At 62.2% G+C, this 16,597-nt stretch carries 15 protein-coding genes; 11 read left to right on the top strand and 4 right to left on the bottom strand.

Annotation, left to right across the window (positions count from 1 at the left end):
• The first annotated feature begins 147 nt into the window (after positions 1 to 147).
• From H7995_RS04975 to H7995_RS04985, 3 genes are all read left to right on the top strand, one after another.
• Complete coding sequence (locus H7995_RS04975; RefSeq protein WP_166592726.1) at positions 148 to 1,542, top strand: FAD-binding oxidoreductase; 1,395 nt, start codon at positions 148 to 150, stop codon at positions 1,540 to 1,542.
• Between the two features lie 40 nt (positions 1,543 to 1,582).
• Positions 1,583 to 2,248 (top strand): fumarylacetoacetate hydrolase family protein, encoded by a 666-nt coding sequence (locus H7995_RS04980; RefSeq protein WP_182342787.1) that lies wholly within the window; start codon positions 1,583 to 1,585, stop codon positions 2,246 to 2,248.
• A 159-nt stretch (positions 2,249 to 2,407) separates the two neighbouring features.
• Positions 2,408 to 3,322 carry an SdiA-regulated domain-containing protein gene (locus H7995_RS04985; protein ID WP_166592728.1) on the top strand — a complete coding sequence of 305 codons (915 nt, stop codon included), beginning with the start codon at positions 2,408 to 2,410 and terminating at the stop codon, positions 3,320 to 3,322.
• Positions 3,323 to 3,500: 178 nt separating this feature from the next.
• Here the strand turns inward: H7995_RS04985 and rpiA are convergent, their stop codons facing one another.
• A complete protein-coding gene (gene rpiA, locus H7995_RS04990) occupies positions 3,501 to 4,172 on the bottom strand; it encodes a ribose-5-phosphate isomerase RpiA (RefSeq protein ID WP_166592729.1) in 672 nt (223 codons plus the stop codon).
• 145 nt (positions 4,173 to 4,317) lie between these two features.
• Between rpiA and ilvA the strand changes: the two genes are divergently transcribed.
• A complete protein-coding gene (gene ilvA, locus H7995_RS04995; RefSeq protein WP_166592730.1) occupies positions 4,318 to 5,832 on the top strand; it encodes a threonine ammonia-lyase, biosynthetic in 1,515 nt (504 codons plus the stop codon).
• A 39-nt stretch (positions 5,833 to 5,871) separates the two neighbouring features.
• Entirely contained in the window at positions 5,872 to 6,297 is a 426-nt protein-coding gene (locus H7995_RS05000) for a DUF2269 family protein (RefSeq protein ID WP_182342785.1), read from the top strand.
• 122 nt (positions 6,298 to 6,419) lie between these two features.
• On the opposite strand, the gene H7995_RS05005 is transcribed toward H7995_RS05000, so the two are convergent.
• Positions 6,420 to 7,076, bottom strand: coding sequence for a histidinol-phosphatase (locus tag H7995_RS05005; protein ID WP_166592732.1), 657 nt, complete (start codon positions 7,074 to 7,076; stop codon positions 6,420 to 6,422).
• Between the two features lie 143 nt (positions 7,077 to 7,219).
• Between H7995_RS05005 and H7995_RS05010 the strand changes: the two genes are divergently transcribed.
• Both H7995_RS05010 and ptsP read left to right on the top strand, forming a co-directional pair.
• The gene (locus H7995_RS05010; RefSeq protein ID WP_095083604.1) at positions 7,220 to 7,699 is read left to right on the top strand and encodes an RNA pyrophosphohydrolase; all 480 of its coding nucleotides are present in this window, start codon (positions 7,220 to 7,222) and stop codon (positions 7,697 to 7,699) included.
• A 22-nt stretch (positions 7,700 to 7,721) separates the two neighbouring features.
• Positions 7,722 to 10,001 carry a phosphoenolpyruvate--protein phosphotransferase gene (gene ptsP / locus H7995_RS05015; RefSeq protein ID WP_166592733.1) on the top strand — a complete coding sequence of 760 codons (2,280 nt, stop codon included), beginning with the start codon at positions 7,722 to 7,724 and terminating at the stop codon, positions 9,999 to 10,001.
• Between the two features lie 66 nt (positions 10,002 to 10,067).
• On the opposite strand, the gene H7995_RS05020 is transcribed toward ptsP, so the two are convergent.
• Positions 10,068 to 10,814: an NRDE family protein gene (locus tag H7995_RS05020; RefSeq protein WP_182342783.1), complete on the bottom strand. Its 747-nt coding sequence runs from the start codon at positions 10,812 to 10,814 to the stop codon at positions 10,068 to 10,070.
• 135 nt (positions 10,815 to 10,949) lie between these two features.
• Between H7995_RS05020 and H7995_RS05025 the strand changes: the two genes are divergently transcribed.
• The 3 genes from H7995_RS05025 to H7995_RS05035 all read left to right on the top strand — a co-directional run bounded on the left by H7995_RS05025 (position 10,950) and on the right by H7995_RS05035 (position 13,659).
• The gene (locus tag H7995_RS05025; RefSeq protein ID WP_095164642.1) at positions 10,950 to 11,732 is read left to right on the top strand and encodes a sulfite exporter TauE/SafE family protein; all 783 of its coding nucleotides are present in this window, start codon (positions 10,950 to 10,952) and stop codon (positions 11,730 to 11,732) included.
• An 82-nt stretch (positions 11,733 to 11,814) separates the two neighbouring features.
• On the top strand, positions 11,815 to 12,630 hold the full coding sequence (gene lgt / locus H7995_RS05030; RefSeq protein WP_166592735.1) for a prolipoprotein diacylglyceryl transferase: 816 nt from the start codon (positions 11,815 to 11,817) through the stop codon (positions 12,628 to 12,630).
• A 57-nt stretch (positions 12,631 to 12,687) separates the two neighbouring features.
• The gene (locus H7995_RS05035; protein WP_166592736.1) at positions 12,688 to 13,659 is read left to right on the top strand and encodes a thymidylate synthase; all 972 of its coding nucleotides are present in this window, start codon (positions 12,688 to 12,690) and stop codon (positions 13,657 to 13,659) included.
• 126 nt (positions 13,660 to 13,785) lie between these two features.
• On the opposite strand, the gene cadR is transcribed toward H7995_RS05035, so the two are convergent.
• On the bottom strand, positions 13,786 to 14,235 hold the full coding sequence (cadR, locus tag H7995_RS05040) for a Cd(II)/Pb(II)-responsive transcriptional regulator (protein WP_095164637.1): 450 nt from the start codon (positions 14,233 to 14,235) through the stop codon (positions 13,786 to 13,788).
• Positions 14,236 to 14,320: 85 nt separating this feature from the next.
• Here cadR and H7995_RS05045 point away from each other — a divergent pair, with 85 nt between their 5' ends.
• On the top strand, positions 14,321 to 16,588 hold the full coding sequence (locus tag H7995_RS05045) for a heavy metal translocating P-type ATPase (RefSeq protein WP_166592737.1): 2,268 nt from the start codon (positions 14,321 to 14,323) through the stop codon (positions 16,586 to 16,588).
• Positions 16,589 to 16,597 lie beyond the last annotated feature (9 nt).

Here is a 16,597-nt window from a genome sequence, read left to right on the forward strand (position 1 = left end):
CGAACGGCAGGAACGCCGTCACCGCAGAACAGCCTTTGGGCACTACCCTGCGGGGTCGGTATGCTAGCATACGCACCCCGCTAAACACTCATTCCTGCGACGTGAAGCGTTCTCAGGATGACCATGAATTGTTCGAGAGTTCTTTCGATGACCAATCCTGCCCTGATTGATGAGCTGAAGACCCTGGTTGAGCCTGGCAAGGTGTTGACCGACGCCGACTCCCTGAATGCTTACGGTAAGGATTGGACCAAGCATTTCGCCCCGGCCCCGACGGCTATCGTGTTCCCCAAGACCACCGAGCAGGTCCAGGCCATCGTGCGCTGGGCCAACCAGCACAAGGTCGCCCTGGTGCCGTCCGGCGGGCGTACCGGACTGTCGGCTGCTGCAGTGGCCGCCAATGGCGAAGTGGTGGTTTCGTTCGACTACATGAACCAGATTCTCGATGTGAACCTGACGGATCGCACAGTGGTGTGCCAGCCGGGCGTGGTCACCGAGCATCTGCAGAACGTGGCTGAAGAAAAGGGCCTGTACTACCCGGTGGACTTCGCTTCGGCCGGTTCCAGCCAGATTGGCGGCAATATCGGCACCAATGCCGGCGGGATCAAGGTCATTCGCTACGGCATGACCCGCAACTGGGTGGCGGGCATGAAAGTCGTCACCGGCAAGGGCGACCTGCTGGAGTTGAACCGCGACCTGATCAAGAACGCCACCGGCTACGACATGCGCCAGCTGTTCATCGGCGCCGAAGGCACCCTGGGTTTTGTGGTCGAAGCGACCATGCGCCTGGACCGTGCGCCGAAAAACCTCACCGCGATGGTCCTCGGCACCGCCGATTTCGATTCGATCATGCCGGTGCTGCACGCCTTCCAGAGCAAGCTGGACCTGACCGCTTTCGAATTTTTCTCCGACAAGGCCCTGGCCAAGGTCCTTGCACGTGGCGACGTGCCAGCGCCGTTCGAATCCGAATGCCCGTTCTACGCGCTGCTGGAATTCGAAGCGACCACTGAAGAAGTGGCCAACCACGCCCTGGAAACCTTCGAACACTGCGTTGAAGAGGGCTGGGTGCTTGATGGCGTGATGAGCCAGAGCGAGTCCCAACTGCAAAACCTGTGGAAACTGCGCGAGTACATCTCCGAGACCATTTCCCACTGGACCCCGTACAAGAACGACATTTCGGTCACTGTGTCGAAAGTCCCGGCGTTCTTGAAGGAAATCGACGCGATTGTCGGCAAACACTACCCCGACTTCGAAATCGTCTGGTTCGGCCACATCGGCGACGGCAACCTGCACCTGAACATCCTGAAGCCGGAAAACCTGAGCAAGGACGAGTTCTTTGCCAAGTGTGCGACGGTCAACAAGTGGGTGTTTGAAACCGTCGAGAAGTACAACGGCTCGATCTCGGCCGAACACGGCGTGGGCATGACCAAGCGTGATTACCTGACCTACAGCCGTTCGCCGGTGGAAATCGAATACATGAAAGCCGTGAAGGCGGTGTTCGACCCGAACGGCATCATGAACCCGGGCAAAATCTTCGCTGTTTGAAGGCGCGGCACCTGAAGAATCCCTAAGGCAGGAGGCGGTAATGAGCTATCAGCACCAGTATGTCGACGGTACCCGCATTCATTTCCCGGTAGGGAAAGTGGTGTGCATCGGGCGCAACTACGCCGAACACGCCAAGGAACTGGACAACCCGGTACCGACCGAGCCGTTGTTGTTCATCAAGCCGGGCAGTTGCGTGGTGCCGCTGGAAGGTGGTTTTACGATTCCGACCGAGCGCGGCTCGGTGCATTACGAGGCGGAGATCGCGGTGTTGATCGGCAAGCCCTTGTCGACCAAGCCAAGCCGTGAAGAAGTGCTGGATGCGATCTCCGGGTTCGCCCCGGCCCTGGACCTGACCCTGCGCGACAAGCAGGCCGAGCTCAAGGCCAAGGGGCTGCCGTGGGAAATCGCCAAGTCGTTCGACGGCGCCTGCGTGCTGGCGCCGTTCGTGGTCAGCAGCACCTTTGCCGACCTGACCGACATCGGCATTCGCCTGACCATCAATGGCGAAGTTCGCCAGGATGGCAACAGCAGCGCCATGCTCAACCCGATCGTGCCGATGATCCAGCACATGGCCGGTTGCTTCTCGCTGCAGGCCGGTGACGTGATCCTGACCGGTACGCCGGTGGGTGTCGGCCCGCTGAATGTCGGGGATGAACTGGTCCTGGAACTGCCGGGTGCCGGCAGCTTCGCCAGCAGCGTGCGCTGAATCAAGATACGGCACAGCACTGACCCTGTGGGAGCGGGAAAGCCCGCTCCCACAGGGTCTCTCTATGCCATGGAGCGTGGCTACAAACCCAACTCCATTAAGCTTGAATTCATCAACGCGTGATATTTCATCCGCCCGATTGGTTTTTGAGCTCGCCCCATGCGCCGACTTGCCCGCCCCAAGCCCCTTGCCCTGATCCTGTTGATCGCCGCCTTGCTGGCGTTGGCCATGCTGGGCCAGTACTACCGCCTCTACGAGCGCACCTGGTTTAACCTGCAAGCCTGGTTGCACCCGGTCGGTGAGCATTCGATGGCGCTCAACGACTATCGAGTGGTGATCGAGGCGAAGCCGATCGAAGGGCTGGACGATGACGTCTCGGCCTTGACCTATGATCCGGTGCGCAAAAGCCTGTTCACCGTCACCAACAAGAATTCCGAACTGGTCGAAATGTCCCTCGACGGGCGCATTCTGCGCCGGGTCGCGCTGATCGGCTTTGGCGACCCGGAAGCCGTGGAGTTCATCAGCGCCGACACGTACGTGATCAGCGATGAGCGCCAGCAACGGCTGATCAAGATTCATCTCGAAGACGACACCACCTTCCTCGACGCCGCGGATGCCGAGCAGATGACCCTGGGCGTGCACATGACCCGCAACAAGGGGTTCGAGGGCCTGGCCTACGACTCCAAGGGCAAGCGCTTGTTTGTCGCCAAGGAGCGCGACCCGATGCTGATCTATGAAGTGAAGGGTTTTCCCCATTACAACCCGGAAAAATCCTACGCCGTGCACGTGATCAACAACCCCAAGCGCGATGCCGGGCTGTTTGTGCGCGATCTGTCGAGCCTGCAATACGACGAACGCAGCGGCCACTTGCTGGCGCTGTCGGACGAGTCTTTCCTGGTGCTGGAACTGGATATCGACGGGCGGCCGTTAAGCACCATGTCGTTGAGCAAGGGGCGTCAGGGCCTGCAAAAGACCGTGCCGCAAGCGGAGGGGATCGCCATGGATGACGACGGGACCTTGTACCTGGTGAGCGAACCGAACCTGTTCTACGTTTTCAAGAAGCCCAATCCGTAGCCGCAAGCCTGCTCCCACGGGGTGTATGCAAAACCTGTGGGAGCGAGCGCCCGCTTGCGGCTTGCTCGCGATGAGGCCGGCACAGCCAACACCGATGGTGCCAGACACACCGTCATCGCGGGCAAGCTGCAAGCCACAAGGTGCAAGTGGGTGCCGCAATCGGGTACCAGCTACAGCCTCAGGCCTTGAGAGTCTTCACGCCTTCGCTGGTGCCCAGCAGCAACAGGTCCGCCGGGCGGGCGGCGAACAAGCCGTTGGTGACCACGCCGACGATGGCGTTGATCTGCTTCTCCAACTCCACCGGGTTGGTGATCTGCATGTTGAACACGTCGAGGATGATGTTGCCGTTGTCGGTCAACACGCCTTCACGGTACACCGGGTCGCCGCCCAGTTTGACCAGCTCGCGAGCCACGTGGCTGCGGGCCATCGGGATCACTTCGACCGGCAGCGGGAAGTTGCCCAGCACCGGCACCAGCTTGCTGGCGTCGGCGATGCAGATGAAAGTCTTGGCCACGGCCGCGACGATCTTCTCGCGGGTCAGGGCGGCGCCGCCGCCCTTGATCAGGTTCAGGTGCTCGTCACTTTCGTCGGCGCCGTCGACGTAGAACTCCAGGTCGCTGACCGTATTGAGCTCATACACCGGGATCCCGTGGCCCTTGAGGCGCGCGGCGGTGGCTTCGGAGCTGGCGACCGCGCCGTCGAAGGCGCCCTTGTGCAGGGCCAGGGCGTCGATGAAGCAGTTGGCGGTGGAGCCGGTGCCGACCCCGACGATGCTCTTGTCGTCGAGTTTGGGAAGGATGAAATCGACGGCGGCCTGCGCCACTGCCTGTTTGAGTTGATCCTGGGTCATGCGGGCTCCGAGGTGCCATGAGGGGGACAGAAGGCCGGCATTATAGCGCCATGGCCGGCTAAAACCTCTGTATTCGTGTGGTCGCCCGGGCAAAAGCCGGGTTAGACTCCGTGGTCCCGCCCAACCCGCTCAGTGATGCTTTCCGATGCTTGAACAGTACGTCAAAAAGATCCTCACCTCGCGCGTTTATGACGTTGCCGTGGAAACCCCTTTGCAGACTGCCCGCCAGCTCTCCGAGCGGCTGGGCAACACGATCTGGCTCAAGCGCGAAGACTTGCAGCCGGTGTTCTCGTTCAAGATACGCGGCGCTTACAACAAGCTGACTCAGTTGACCGACGAAGAGCGCGCACGCGGCGTGGTCACTGCCTCGGCGGGCAACCACGCGCAGGGCCTGGCCCTGGCGGCCAAGGTGCTGGGGGTCAAGGCGACTATCGTGATGCCCAAGACCACCCCGGAGATCAAGGTCGAAGGCGTGCGTTCGCGTGGCGGCAAAGTGGTGCTGCACGGGGATTCGTTCCCGGAGGCCCTGGCCTATTCGCTGAAGCTGGTCGACGAAAAAGGCTACGTCTACATTCACCCCTACGATGATCCGCACACCATTGCCGGGCAGGGCACGGTGGCCATGGAAATCCTGCGCCAGCATCCGGGTCCGCTGGACGCGATCTTCGTGCCGGTGGGCGGTGGCGGCCTGATCGCCGGGATCGCGGCCTACGTCAAATACCTGCGTCCGGACATCAAGATCATCGGCGTCGAGCCGGATGACTCCAATTGCCTGCAAGCGGCCATGGCTGCCGGCGAGCGAGTGGTGTTGCCGACCGTGGGGATCTTTGCCGACGGTGTGGCTGTGGCCCAGATCGGCCAGCACACCTTCGATATCTGCAAAGACTATGTCGATGAAGTGATTACCGTCAGCACCGATGAAATCTGCGCGGCGATCAAGGACATCTACGACGACACCCGCTCGATCACCGAGCCGGCCGGCGCCCTGGGCGTGGCCGGGATCAAGAAGTACGTCGAGTTGCGCGGCGTCACCGGGCAGACCCTGGTGGCCATCGACTCCGGCGCCAACGTCAATTTCGATCGCCTGCGCCATGTCGCCGAGCGCGCCGAGTTGGGCGAGGGCCGCGAAGCCATTATCGCGGTGACCATTCCGGAGCAGCCGGGCAGTTTCAAGGCGTTCTGCGAAGCCATCGGCAAGCGCCAGATCACCGAATTCAACTATCGCTACAACACCGGCAGCGAGGCGCACATTTTTGTCGGTGTGCAGACCCATCCGGAAAACGATCCACGCAGTGCGCTGATCGCCAGCCTGAGCGAGCAGGGTTTCCCGGTGCTCGACCTGACCGACAACGAACTGGCCAAGTTGCACATTCGCCACATGGTCGGCGGTCGTGCGGCCCATGTGGTCGACGAAGTGATCCTGCGTTTCGAATTTCCAGAGCGCCCCGGCGCGCTGTTCAACTTCCTCAGCAAGCTCGGCGGGCGCTGGAACATCTCGATGTTCCACTACCGTAACCACGGCGCGGCCGACGGCCGGGTAGTCGCCGGCTTGCAGGTGCCCCACGACGAGCGCCACCTGGTGCCGGCGGCGCTGGCGGAAATCGGCTACCCGTATTGGGATGAAAGCGACAACCCGGCCTATCAGCTGTTTCTGGGCTGAATGGCTACGCTGATGCACAGGACTTGAGGGAATAGACGTATGGATACCTTGATCGCGCTGAAAATGGTCCACAGGGTGGCGACCCTGTTGCTGCTGGCCGGTGCACTGGGCCTGGCGCTCTGGGTCTGGCGGACCCGGCGCAACGGGGATGCCACGGCGCCGGTGCGCACGTTGCAACGGCCATGGCTGTTCGTCTGGCTGCTGATGGGCCTGGCGTTGCTGAGCATGCCGTTCACTGGCTGGTGGATGGTGCACCTGGTTGGCTGGCCGCTGGGGCAGACCTGGCTGCTGGCGTCCAGCGTGCTGTATGCAGTAACGGTGCTGAGTGGTTTCTGGCTGCTGGCACGGCTCAACCGCCAGCGTACGGCGCCGGGTGGCAGCGGCAGGTTCACCTTTGCCCTGGCGTTGGTCAGCGTGGTCAGCTTGATCGCGATTGCCGGCTTGATGGGCGCCAAGCCGGTTTAGCAGCTTGGTACCGAGGTGACCCTAATCGCGGGCAAGCCCGCTCCCACAGGTTTTGCCGGGTGGCATAGATTGCATGCACACCCAAGCCCCTTGTGGGAGCGGGCTTGCCCGCGATGGCATTCTCAGTCGCGCAACGAAATCACCGGCCAGCCGCGCTTATCGGCCTCGGCCCGCAGGTTCGGGTCCGGGTCCACGGCCACGGGGTTCGCCACCCGCTCCAGCAGCGCCAGATCATTCATCGAGTCGCTATAGAAGTAACTGCCTTCCAGCGACAGCCCGGTCTCCTCCAGCCAACGATTCAAGCGCGTCACCTTGCCTTCGCGAAAGCACGGTACATCGGTGCTGCGCCCGGTGTAGCGGCCCTCGTGCATTTCACATTCGGTGGCGATCAGGGTTTCCACCCCCAGGTGTTCGGCAATCGGTGCGGTGACGAAACGGTTGGTGGCGGTGATGATCACCAGCTTGTCACCGTCGGCGCGGTGCTTGGCCAGCAGTTCCACAGCCTTGGGCAGCATGAGCGGCTCGATGCAATCGCGCATGAAGTCGCGGTGCCATTCATCGAGTTGGGCCATCTCGGTGCGGCCGAGGATTTCCAGGCAGAAGTTCAGGTACGCGGCATTGTCCAGCTTGCCGGCCAGGTAATCCTGGTAGAACTCGTCGTTGCGCGCTTTGTACGCGACAGGGTCGAGGATCTCCCGTTCACACAGGTAATCGCCCCATGCGTGATCGCTGTCGCCGCCCAAAAGTGTGTTGTCCAGATCGAATAAAGCCAGGCGCATTGCAGTTACCCGCTGATAAGTCAGTAAAAAGGGGTTAAGAATACGGTCTTTTCACAAGAGTGCACATAAGGTAGGAAGCTTCGTTGCCGCCTTCCCAACCTTTGTGGAACAATGCGGCGACATGCGTTTGCGAGGTTGTTGCCGTGATCGACCCCGATGGTTTCCGCCCCAATGTGGGGATCATTCTGACGAATGATGCCGGCCAGGTGCTATGGGCTCGCCGTATCAATCAAGATGCCTGGCAGTTTCCTCAAGGTGGAATCAACCCTCAGGAGACGCCGGAAGACGCCTTGTATCGCGAGTTGAACGAAGAAGTCGGCCTGGAGCGCGAAGATGTTGAAATTCTCGCCTGCACGCGTGGCTGGTTGCGCTATCGTTTGCCGCAACGTCTGGTCCGTACCCACAGCCAACCGCTGTGCATCGGCCAGAAGCAGAAATGGTTTCTCCTGCGCCTGGTCTCCAACGAGCAGCGGGTGCGGATGGATTTGACCGGTAAACCGGAGTTCGATGGCTGGCGTTGGGTCAGCTATTGGTATCCGTTGGGCCAGGTGGTGACATTCAAGCGCGAGGTGTATCGCCGCGCTCTCAAAGAGCTTGCCCCGCGCCTTCTAACGCGCGACTGACGACGGAGTTCGACCCCGAGCCATGCTCAATACGCTGCGCAAGATCGTCCAGGAAGTTAACTCCGCCAAGGATCTCAAGGCGGCGTTGGGCATTATTGTATTGCGCGTCAAAGAGGCCATGGGCAGCCAGGTCTGCTCGGTCTACCTGCTCGACCCCGAAACCAACCGTTTTGTGCTGATGGCCACCGAAGGCTTGAACAAGCGCTCGATCGGCAAAGTCAGCATGGCGCCCAACGAAGGCCTGGTGGGCCTGGTGGGCACGCGTGAAGAACCGTTGAACCTGGAAAACGCCGCCGACCACCCGCGTTATCGCTACTTCGCCGAGACCGGTGAAGAGCGTTATGCCTCGTTCCTCGGCGCGCCGATCATTCACCACCGTCGCGTCGTCGGCGTATTGGTCATCCAGCAAAAAGAGCGGCGTCAGTTCGATGAGGGCGAAGAAGCGTTCCTCGTGACCATGAGCGCCCAGCTCGCCGGGGTTATCGCCCACGCCGAGGCCACCGGTTCGATCCGCGGCCTGGGGCGCCAGGGCAAGGGCATCCAGGAAGCCAAATTCATCGGCGTGCCGGGTTCGCCGGGTGCGGCGGTCGGTACCGCGGTGGTCATGCTGCCACCGGCGGATCTCGATGTGGTGCCGGACAAGACCATCACCGACATCGACGCCGAACTGGGCCTGTTCAAGACCGCCATCGAAGGCGTGCGCGCCGACATGCGGGCCTTGTCCGCCAAGCTGGCAACCCAGTTGCGCCCGGAAGAGCGCGCGCTGTTCGACGTCTACCTGATGATGCTCGACGATGCCGCGCTGGGCAGCGAAGTCACCACTGTGATCAAGACCGGCCAATGGGCCCAGGGTGCGTTGCGCCAGGTGGTCACCGATCACGTCAACCGCTTTGAACTGATGGACGACGCCTACCTGCGCGAGCGGGCGTCGGACGTCAAGGACCTCGGCCGCCGCCTGCTGGCCTACTTGCAGGAAGAGCGCCAGCAAAACCTGGTCTACCCGGAAAAGACCATTCTGGTCAGCGAAGAACTGACGCCGGCCATGCTCGGCGAGGTGCCGGAAGGTACGCTGGTCGGCCTGGTCTCGGTCCTGGGTTCGGGCAACTCCCACGTCGCGATCCTGGCACGAGCCATGGGCATCCCGACGGTGATGGGCCTGGTCGACCTGCCGTATGCCAAGGTCGATGGCATCGAGTTGATCGTCGACGGCAATCGGGGTGAGGTCTACACCAACCCCAGCGACGTGTTGCGCAAGCAATTCGCCGAGGTGGTCGAAGAAGAGAAGCAACTGGCCCTGGGGCTCGACTCCCTGCGTGACTTGCCCTGCGTGACCCTCGACGGCCACCGCATGCCGCTGTGGGTCAACACCGGCCTGCTGGCGGACGTGGCGCGGGCGCAGAAGCGCGGCGCCGAAGGGGTGGGCCTGTATCGCACCGAAGTACCGTTCATGATCAATCAACGGTTCCCGAGCGAAAAGGAGCAGCTGGCGATCTATCGCGAGCAACTCGCCGCCTTCCACCCGCAACCGGTGACGATGCGCAGCCTGGACATCGGCGGCGACAAGTCACTGTCCTACTTCCCGATCAAGGAAGACAACCCGTTCCTCGGCTGGCGCGGGATTCGCGTCACCCTCGACCACCCGGAAATCTTCCTGGTCCAGACCCGCGCCATGCTCAAGGCCAGCGAAGGCCTGAACAACCTGCGCATCCTCCTGCCGATGATCTCCGGCACCCACGAACTCGAAGAAGCCCTGCACCTGATTCACCGTGCCTGGGGCGAAGTGCGTGACGAAGGCACCGACGTGCCGATGCCGCCGGTGGGCGTGATGATCGAGATTCCGGCGGCGGTCTACCAGACCAAGGAACTGGCGCGGCAGGTGGACTTCCTGTCGGTCGGCTCCAACGACCTGACCCAGTACCTGCTGGCCGTGGACCGCAACAACCCACGGGTGGCGGACTTGTACGACTACATGCACCCGGCGGTGCTGCAGGCCCTGCAGACCGTGGTGCGCGATGCCCATGCCGAAGGCAAGCCGGTGAGCATCTGCGGCGAAATGGCCGGTGACCCGGCAGCGGCCGTGCTGTTGATGGCGATGGGTTTTGACAGCCTGTCGATGAACGCCACCAACCTGCCGAAAGTGAAATGGATGCTGCGCCAGATCAACCTCAGCTGGGCCAAGGACCTGCTGGCGGAGCTGATGACCATCGACAACCCGCAAGTTATCCACAGCTCGCTGCAACTGGCGTTGAAAAACCTCGGCCTGGCGCGGATGACCAACCCGGCGGCGATCAAGCCGCTCTGAACCTGCGGCGGTTTCATCGCGGGCAAGCCCGCGATGGGGCCAGTCCAGGCAACACCACACCCCCCCTCAAAGCCTGATCTGCACTTCCCCAAGATGCCCGCCATAGGGCCCGAAACTGCGCTCCACCATCACCCGTGAACCATCGGCCTGGACAATCAGCGCGGTACTGGCGCGGGTGCCATACGTGGGGCTGGCGATAAACACGCTCGACAGCAGACTCTCAGTCGCCAGCCCGACTCCGGTGTCCGGCAAGTCACCGAACGGTGCCGTCTGCGGATCGCCCAGCAATGCCAGCAACGCCTGCGGTTGTGGATCATCGAGCACTTCGGTCAGTGCCGCCTTGGCCTTGACCAGCTTGGGCCAGGGGGTATCGAGCCCGGCGTTGGACAATCCATAGACTCCGGCCGCCAACGGGTTCGGCGCGGTTTCTTGCGCGTTGTAGTGCCAGAGCTCCTGGCGATTGCCGATCAGCAGGTTAAAGCCGGCATATTCCAGCGATCTGCCGACAACATCGGCTAAATACTGATCAATCGGCATTTCGCCGGTGAGAAATCGCGCCACCAGTTCGCCACGGGATTTGCGCGCCGGCGGCTGGTGCGGATTGCGGATGTTGGTCAGGGCGGCAAAACGTCCGTCCGCGCCGACGCCCAGCCAAGTGCCTCCGGCCTCCAGGTCGCGTCCGGCATGCACCTGTGGCGCTTCGGGCCATGCCGCCAGCGGCAGGCTGGGGCGGGCATAGAACTCATCACGGTTGGCCGCGACGATCAGGGGAGTGGCGTGATCCGGGCGCCAGGCAAAAATAATCAGGCACATAAGGTGGTCCTTGTGTGTTTTTCTGCCCACTGTACGCAGACATCGCTCATCGATCCATCGTCATCCACAGTGGAGCCCGGGCCCCCGCATCCGTTACCATGCGGCTGCTTTTTTGCGAAGCGGACAAGGACGATCATGGAATTTTTGCTCTATCTGCTGCTGGGCGCCTGTGCAGGCGTGCTGGCCGGGCTGTTTGGGGTGGGTGGCGGGATCATCATCGTGCCGGTGCTGGTGTTCAGCTTCACCTTGCAGGGTTTTGATGCGTCGGTGCTGACCCACCTGGCCGTCGGCACGTCGCTGGCCACCATCATTTTCACCTCGATCAACGCGGTGCGCGAGCACCAGCGCAAAGGCGCGGTGCGCTGGCCGATCTTTGCCTGGATGACCCTGGGGATCCTGCTCGGGGCCGGCTTCGGCGCGTTGACCGCCGAGGCGATTTCCGGTCCGCACCTACAGAAGATCATTGGTGTGTTTGCCCTGGTGATCGCCGTGCAGATGGCCCTGGAGCTCAAGCCCAAGGCCAGTCGAACGGTTCCCGGCAAGTTCGGTCTGACCGTGGCCGGCAGCGTGATTGGCTGGGCCTCGGCGATCTTCGGGATTGGCGGCGGTTCGCTGACCGTGCCATTCCTGACTTGGCGCAGTGTGCCAATGCAGCAGGCCGTGGCGACGTCGTCTGCCTGCGGGTTGCCGATCGCTTTGGCAAGTGCATTAAGTTTCATGATTCTGGGCTGGCATGATCCCCTGTTGCCCGCTCATAGTCTGGGTTTCGTTTATTTGCCGGCGCTGCTGGGCATTGCCCTGACCAGCATGGTCTTCGCCCGTTTTGGCGCGCGACTGGCCCACCGGTTGTCGCCGCGATTGCTGAAAAGACTGTTTGCCGCTTTGCTGTTGTGCGTGGGCACCAGTTTCCTGCTCTGAGGCAGGGCGCAATCCTGGCTTAATCCCGGCGTGGCAGGGTCGCGCCAGGAATTTTAAGTTTCAACTCTAACGAGGAGTCGCAATGCTGCCTTACCCGCAGATTGACCCGGTGGCCCTGGCCATTGGCCCGCTGAAAATCCACTGGTACGGCCTGATGTACCTGATCGGCATCGGCGGTGCCTGGCTGTTGGCGTCGCGCAGGTTGAACCGCTTCGACCCGACCTGGACCAAGGAAAAACTCTCCGACATGGTCTTCTGGATGTCGATGGGCGTGATTGTCGGTGGTCGCCTGGGGTATGTGCTGTTTTACGACCTGAGCGCCTACCTCGCCAACCCGACCTTGATTTTCGAGGTGTGGAAGGGCGGCATGTCGTTCCACGGTGGTTTCATCGGCGTGATGCTGGCAGCCCTGTGGTTCGGCAAAAAGAACGGCAAGTCGTTCTTCCAGCTGATGGACTTCGTTGCACCGATGGTGCCGATCGGCCTGGGGGCCGGGCGGATCGGTAACTTCATCAACGCCGAGTTGTGGGGCAAGCCGACCGACGTGCCGTGGGCCATGGTCTTCCCGTCGTTCAGCGACCCGGCCCAGTTGGCGCGCCACCCGTCGCAGCTGTATCAGTTCGCCCTCGAAGGCGTGGCGCTGTTCGCCATCCTCTGGCTGTTCTCGCGCAAGCCGCGGCCGACCATGGCGGTCTCCGGGATGTTCGCGCTGTTCTACGGAATCTTCCGCTTTGTCGTCGAGTTCTACCGCGTGCCGGACGCCCAGTTGGGCTACCTGGCGTGGAACTGGCTGACCATGGGCCAAGTATTGTGCATCCCGATGATCGTTGGCGGACTGTTCCTGATCTGGCTGGCCTATCACCGCGCACCCAAGGCACCGGCTGTCCCGGCCGCCTGACGCTTTATATTCGAAGCGCAGGGCCGCGAGCCCTGCCTTCAAGGACACAGGTAATACATGAAGCAATATCTCGATCTGGTCGCCCACGTCATCAAGAACGGCACCAAGCAAGCCAACCGTACCGGCGTCAACACCATCAGCTTCCCGGGTGCGATGCTGCGTTATGACCTGCAAGAAGGTTTCCCGGCGATCACCACCCGCAAGATGGCCTTCAAGTCGGCCATCGGCGAGATGTGCGGTTTCCTGCGCGGGGTCAACAACGCCGCCGAGTTCCGCGCCTTGGGCTGCAAGGTCTGGGACCAGAATGCCAATGAAAACGCGCAGTGGCTGGCCAACCCGTTCCGCCAGGGCGCAGATGACCTGGGCGAGATCTACGGCGTGCAATGGCGCAAGTGGCCAGCGTACAAGCAGATCCCCCTGAGCAACCCGGCCGCCATCGAGCAGACCCTGGCCCAGGGTTACCGGCAGATTGCCGAAGGCGAGGAAGACGGTCAGGCCTACGTGGTGCTGTACAAGGCCATCGACCAGGTTCGCCAGTGTGTCGATACCATCATCAAGGACCCGGGCAGCCGGCGTATCCTGTTCCACGGCTGGAACGTCGCCCAGCTCGATGAAATGGCCCTGCCGCCGTGCCACCTGCTGTACCAGTTCCACCCGAATGTCGAGACCAAAGAGATCTCTTTGACCCTCTACATCCGCTCCAACGACCTGGGCCTGGGCACGCCGTTCAACCTCACCGAGGGTGCCGCGCTGCTGAGCCTGATCGGTCGCCTGACCGGTTACACGCCGCGCTGGTTCACCTATTTCATCGGCGATGCCCACGTCTACGAAAACCACCTGGACATGCTCAACGAACAGCTCAAGCGCGAGCCGTTCCCGATGCCGCAGCTGAAAATCTCGGATCGTGTGCCGGAGTTTGCCAAGACCGGGGTGTATCAGCCGGAGTGGCTGGAGCTGATCGAGCCGGGTGATTTTTCGCTCGAAGGTTATGAGCACCACGCGCCCATGACCGCGCCGATGGCGGTCTGACAAGCCATACGCAACACCCCTGTGGGAGCGGGCTTGCCCGCGATGGGGCCGGTACAGCCAACATTTATGGCCCCTGACCCACCGCCATCCCGGGCAAGCCCGGTCCCACAGTGTTTTGTGATGTGCCTAGTGGCCGTGGCTGCGGCCTACGTGGGAATGTTCGACCTCCGTTGCAACCACTCCGCCACTGACTTCCAGGCGCTGCAAGATCCCGCACTGTTCGATATCCGGCCCTTCGCTGCAGCGTTGGCGCAGGTCGATGAGTTGCGCCTGCAGGGCGAGCAGGCCGTCGATCCGTGCCTTGACGTGGTGGATGTGTTCGTCGATCAGGGCGTTCACGCTTTCGCACTGGTCCTGTGGACTGTCGCGCAGGCCCAGCAGGCTGCGGATTTCTTCGAGGGTCATGTCCAGGGTGCGGCAGTTGCGGATGAAGGTCAGGCGCTCGGCATGGGCCTGGGTGTAGACGCGGTAGTTGCCGTCGCTGCGGGCCGGCTCCGGCAGCAGGCCTTCACGCTCGTAGTAGCGGATGGTTTCGACGGCGCAATCGGTCAGTTTCGCCAGTTCTCCGATCTTCATCGCGATAATCTCCAAATGGGTGCTTGACCCTATAGTGGCTACAGGGTCTTTACTTGGCAACAGGCACCTACACGGACGCGACCTGATGAGCGATTCCCAGCACACCCACAAACCCGGTACTGCGCATGAGCACAGTCACGGGGACAAACTTCAACCGGTAGATAAACACGATCACGCTAGCCACGGCGGCTCCTGCTGCTCAAGTGCAGCGCCTGCGCTGGTCAAAATCAGTGACGCGCCCACCGAGGGCGCTCGCCTGAGTCGTTTCCGCATCGAGGCCATGGACTGCCCGACGGAACAGACGCTGATCCAGAACAAGCTCGGCAAGTTGGCCGGCGTGCAGCAACTGGAGTTCAACCTGATCAACCGGGTGCTGGGCGTGACCCACGACCTGCCGACCACGGCGCCGATCATCGACGCGATCAAATCCATCGGCATGCTGGCCGAGCCGATCGAAGACGGCGCGCAGGCGGATGACAGTCGCGCGGCGCCGATGAAAAAGCCCTGGTGGCCGCTGGCGCTTTCCGGGGTCACGGCACTGGCCGCCGAAGTGATCCACTTCACCAGCTCCGCACCGACCTGGGTGGTGGCGCTGGTCGCGCTGGTTTCGATTCTCAGCGGCGGTCTGGGCACCTATAAAAAGGGCTGGATTGCCCTGAAGAACCTCAACCTGAACATCAATGCCCTGATGAGCATCGCGGTGACCGGCGCCGTGCTGATCGGCCAATGGCCGGAAGCGGCGATGGTGATGTTCCTGTTCACCGTGGCCGAGCTGATCGAAGCCAAATCCCTCGACCGCGCGCGCAATGCCATCAGCGGCCTGATGCAGATGACCCCGGAACAGGTCACGGTGCAGCAGGCCGACGGTTCATGGGTCGAACGTGAGGCTAAAAGTGTTGAGCTGGGCGCGTTAGTACGGGTTCGCCCGGGTGAACGCATTGGCCTGGACGGCGAAGTGGTCGCCGGCAACTCGACCATCGACCAGGCGCCCATTACCGGGGAAAGCCTGCCGGTGGAGAAGACAGTGGGCGACAAGGTGTTCGCCGGCACCATCAACCAGGCCGGCGCCCTGGAGTACCGGGTAACCGCCGCCGCCAACCACTCGACCCTGGCGCGGATCATCCACGCCGTGGAAGAAGCCCAGGGCGCGCGTGCGCCGACCCAGCGTTTTGTCGACAGCTTCTCGAAAATCTACACCCCGGTGGTGTTCGTCTTTGCCCTCGGTGTGGCGCTGATTCCACCGTTGTTCATGGGCGCGGCCTGGTTCGACTGGATCTACCGCGCGCTGGTGCTGCTGGTGGTGGCGTGCCCTTGTGCGCTGGTGATTTCCACCCCGGTAACCATCGTCAGCGGCCTGGCGGCGGCTGCGCGCAAAGGCATCCTGATCAAGGGGGGCGTGTACCTGGAGGGCGGCTACAAGCTCGACTTCCTGGCCTTGGACAAGACCGGCACCATTACCCATGGCAAGCCGGTGCAAACCGACTACCTGGCGCTGGACCCCACGGTCGAGACCCGCGCTCAGGTGCTTGCCGCCAGCCTCGCTGGACGCTCCGACCACCCGGTATCGCTGGCCATCGCCAAGGCGGCTGTGGATAAAGACCTGAGCCTGCTCGCTGTGGATAACTTCGCAGCCCTGGCCGGCCGTGGTGTGCGTGGCGAGATCGACGGCCAGGCCTACCATCTGGGCAACCATCGCCTGGTGGAGGAGCTGGGCCTGTGCTCGCCAGCGCTGGAAGAAAAACTCTCCGCCCTGGAAGAACAAGGCAAGACCGTGGTCCTGTTGCTCGACGCCTCTGGCCCGCTGGCCCTGTTTGCCGTAGCCGACACGGTCAAGGAATCCAGCCGCGAGGCCATTGAGCAGTTGCATGCGCTGGGGGTGAAAACCCTGATGCTGACCGGCGACAACCCGCACACGGCGCGGGCGATTGCCGCGCAGGTGGGCATCGACCAGGCCCAGGGTGACTTGCTGCCAACCGACAAGCTCAAGGCGATCGAGGACTTGTATGCCCAGGGGCACCGAGTCGGCATGGTGGGCGACGGGATCAACGACGCGCCGGCGCTGGCCCGGGCCGAGATCGGGTTCGCCATGGCGGCGGCCGGTACCGATACCGCCATCGAGACCGCTGATGTCGCCCTGATGGACGACGATCTGCGCAAGATTCCAGCGTTTATTCGCCTGTCACGCCAGACGTCCCATATCCTCACGCAAAATATCGCCCTGGCCCTGGTCATCAAGGCGATCTTTCTTGGGGTAACCTTCTTCGGACTGGCCACCATGTGGATGGCCGTGTTTGCCGACATGGGCGTGGCCCTGCTGGTGGTGTTCAACGGTCTGCGCCTGCTGCGCAAATAAACAAAGAGA

The organism is Pseudomonas kielensis (assembly GCF_014236655.1).
GTDB classification, from domain to species: Bacteria; Pseudomonadota; Gammaproteobacteria; order Pseudomonadales; family Pseudomonadaceae; genus Aquipseudomonas; species Aquipseudomonas kielensis.

Excerpts from the sequence above, each read along its gene's own strand:
- H7995_RS05035 (WP_166592736.1), top strand. The coding sequence starts at position 12,688 with ATGAAGCAATATCTCGATCTGGTCGCCCACGTCATCAAGAACGGCACC.
- cadR (WP_095164637.1), bottom strand. The coding sequence starts at position 14,235 with ATGAAGATCGGAGAACTGGCGAAACTGACCGATTGCGCCGTCGAAACC.
- H7995_RS05045 (WP_166592737.1), top strand. The coding sequence starts at position 14,321 with ATGAGCGATTCCCAGCACACCCACAAACCCGGTACTGCGCATGAGCAC.
- ilvA (WP_166592730.1), top strand. The coding sequence starts at position 4,318 with ATGCTTGAACAGTACGTCAAAAAGATCCTCACCTCGCGCGTTTATGAC.
- H7995_RS04975 (WP_166592726.1), top strand. The coding sequence starts at position 148 with ATGACCAATCCTGCCCTGATTGATGAGCTGAAGACCCTGGTTGAGCCT.
- H7995_RS05025 (WP_095164642.1), top strand. The coding sequence starts at position 10,950 with ATGGAATTTTTGCTCTATCTGCTGCTGGGCGCCTGTGCAGGCGTGCTG.
- lgt (WP_166592735.1), top strand. The coding sequence starts at position 11,815 with ATGCTGCCTTACCCGCAGATTGACCCGGTGGCCCTGGCCATTGGCCCG.
- ptsP (WP_166592733.1), top strand. The coding sequence starts at position 7,722 with ATGCTCAATACGCTGCGCAAGATCGTCCAGGAAGTTAACTCCGCCAAG.
- H7995_RS04985 (WP_166592728.1), top strand. The coding sequence starts at position 2,408 with ATGCGCCGACTTGCCCGCCCCAAGCCCCTTGCCCTGATCCTGTTGATC.
- rpiA (WP_166592729.1), bottom strand. The coding sequence starts at position 4,172 with ATGACCCAGGATCAACTCAAACAGGCAGTGGCGCAGGCCGCCGTCGAT.
- H7995_RS05020 (WP_182342783.1), bottom strand. The coding sequence starts at position 10,814 with ATGTGCCTGATTATTTTTGCCTGGCGCCCGGATCACGCCACTCCCCTG.
- H7995_RS05005 (WP_166592732.1), bottom strand. The coding sequence starts at position 7,076 with ATGCGCCTGGCTTTATTCGATCTGGACAACACACTTTTGGGCGGCGAC.
- H7995_RS04980 (WP_182342787.1), top strand. The coding sequence starts at position 1,583 with ATGAGCTATCAGCACCAGTATGTCGACGGTACCCGCATTCATTTCCCG.
- H7995_RS05000 (WP_182342785.1), top strand. The coding sequence starts at position 5,872 with ATGGATACCTTGATCGCGCTGAAAATGGTCCACAGGGTGGCGACCCTG.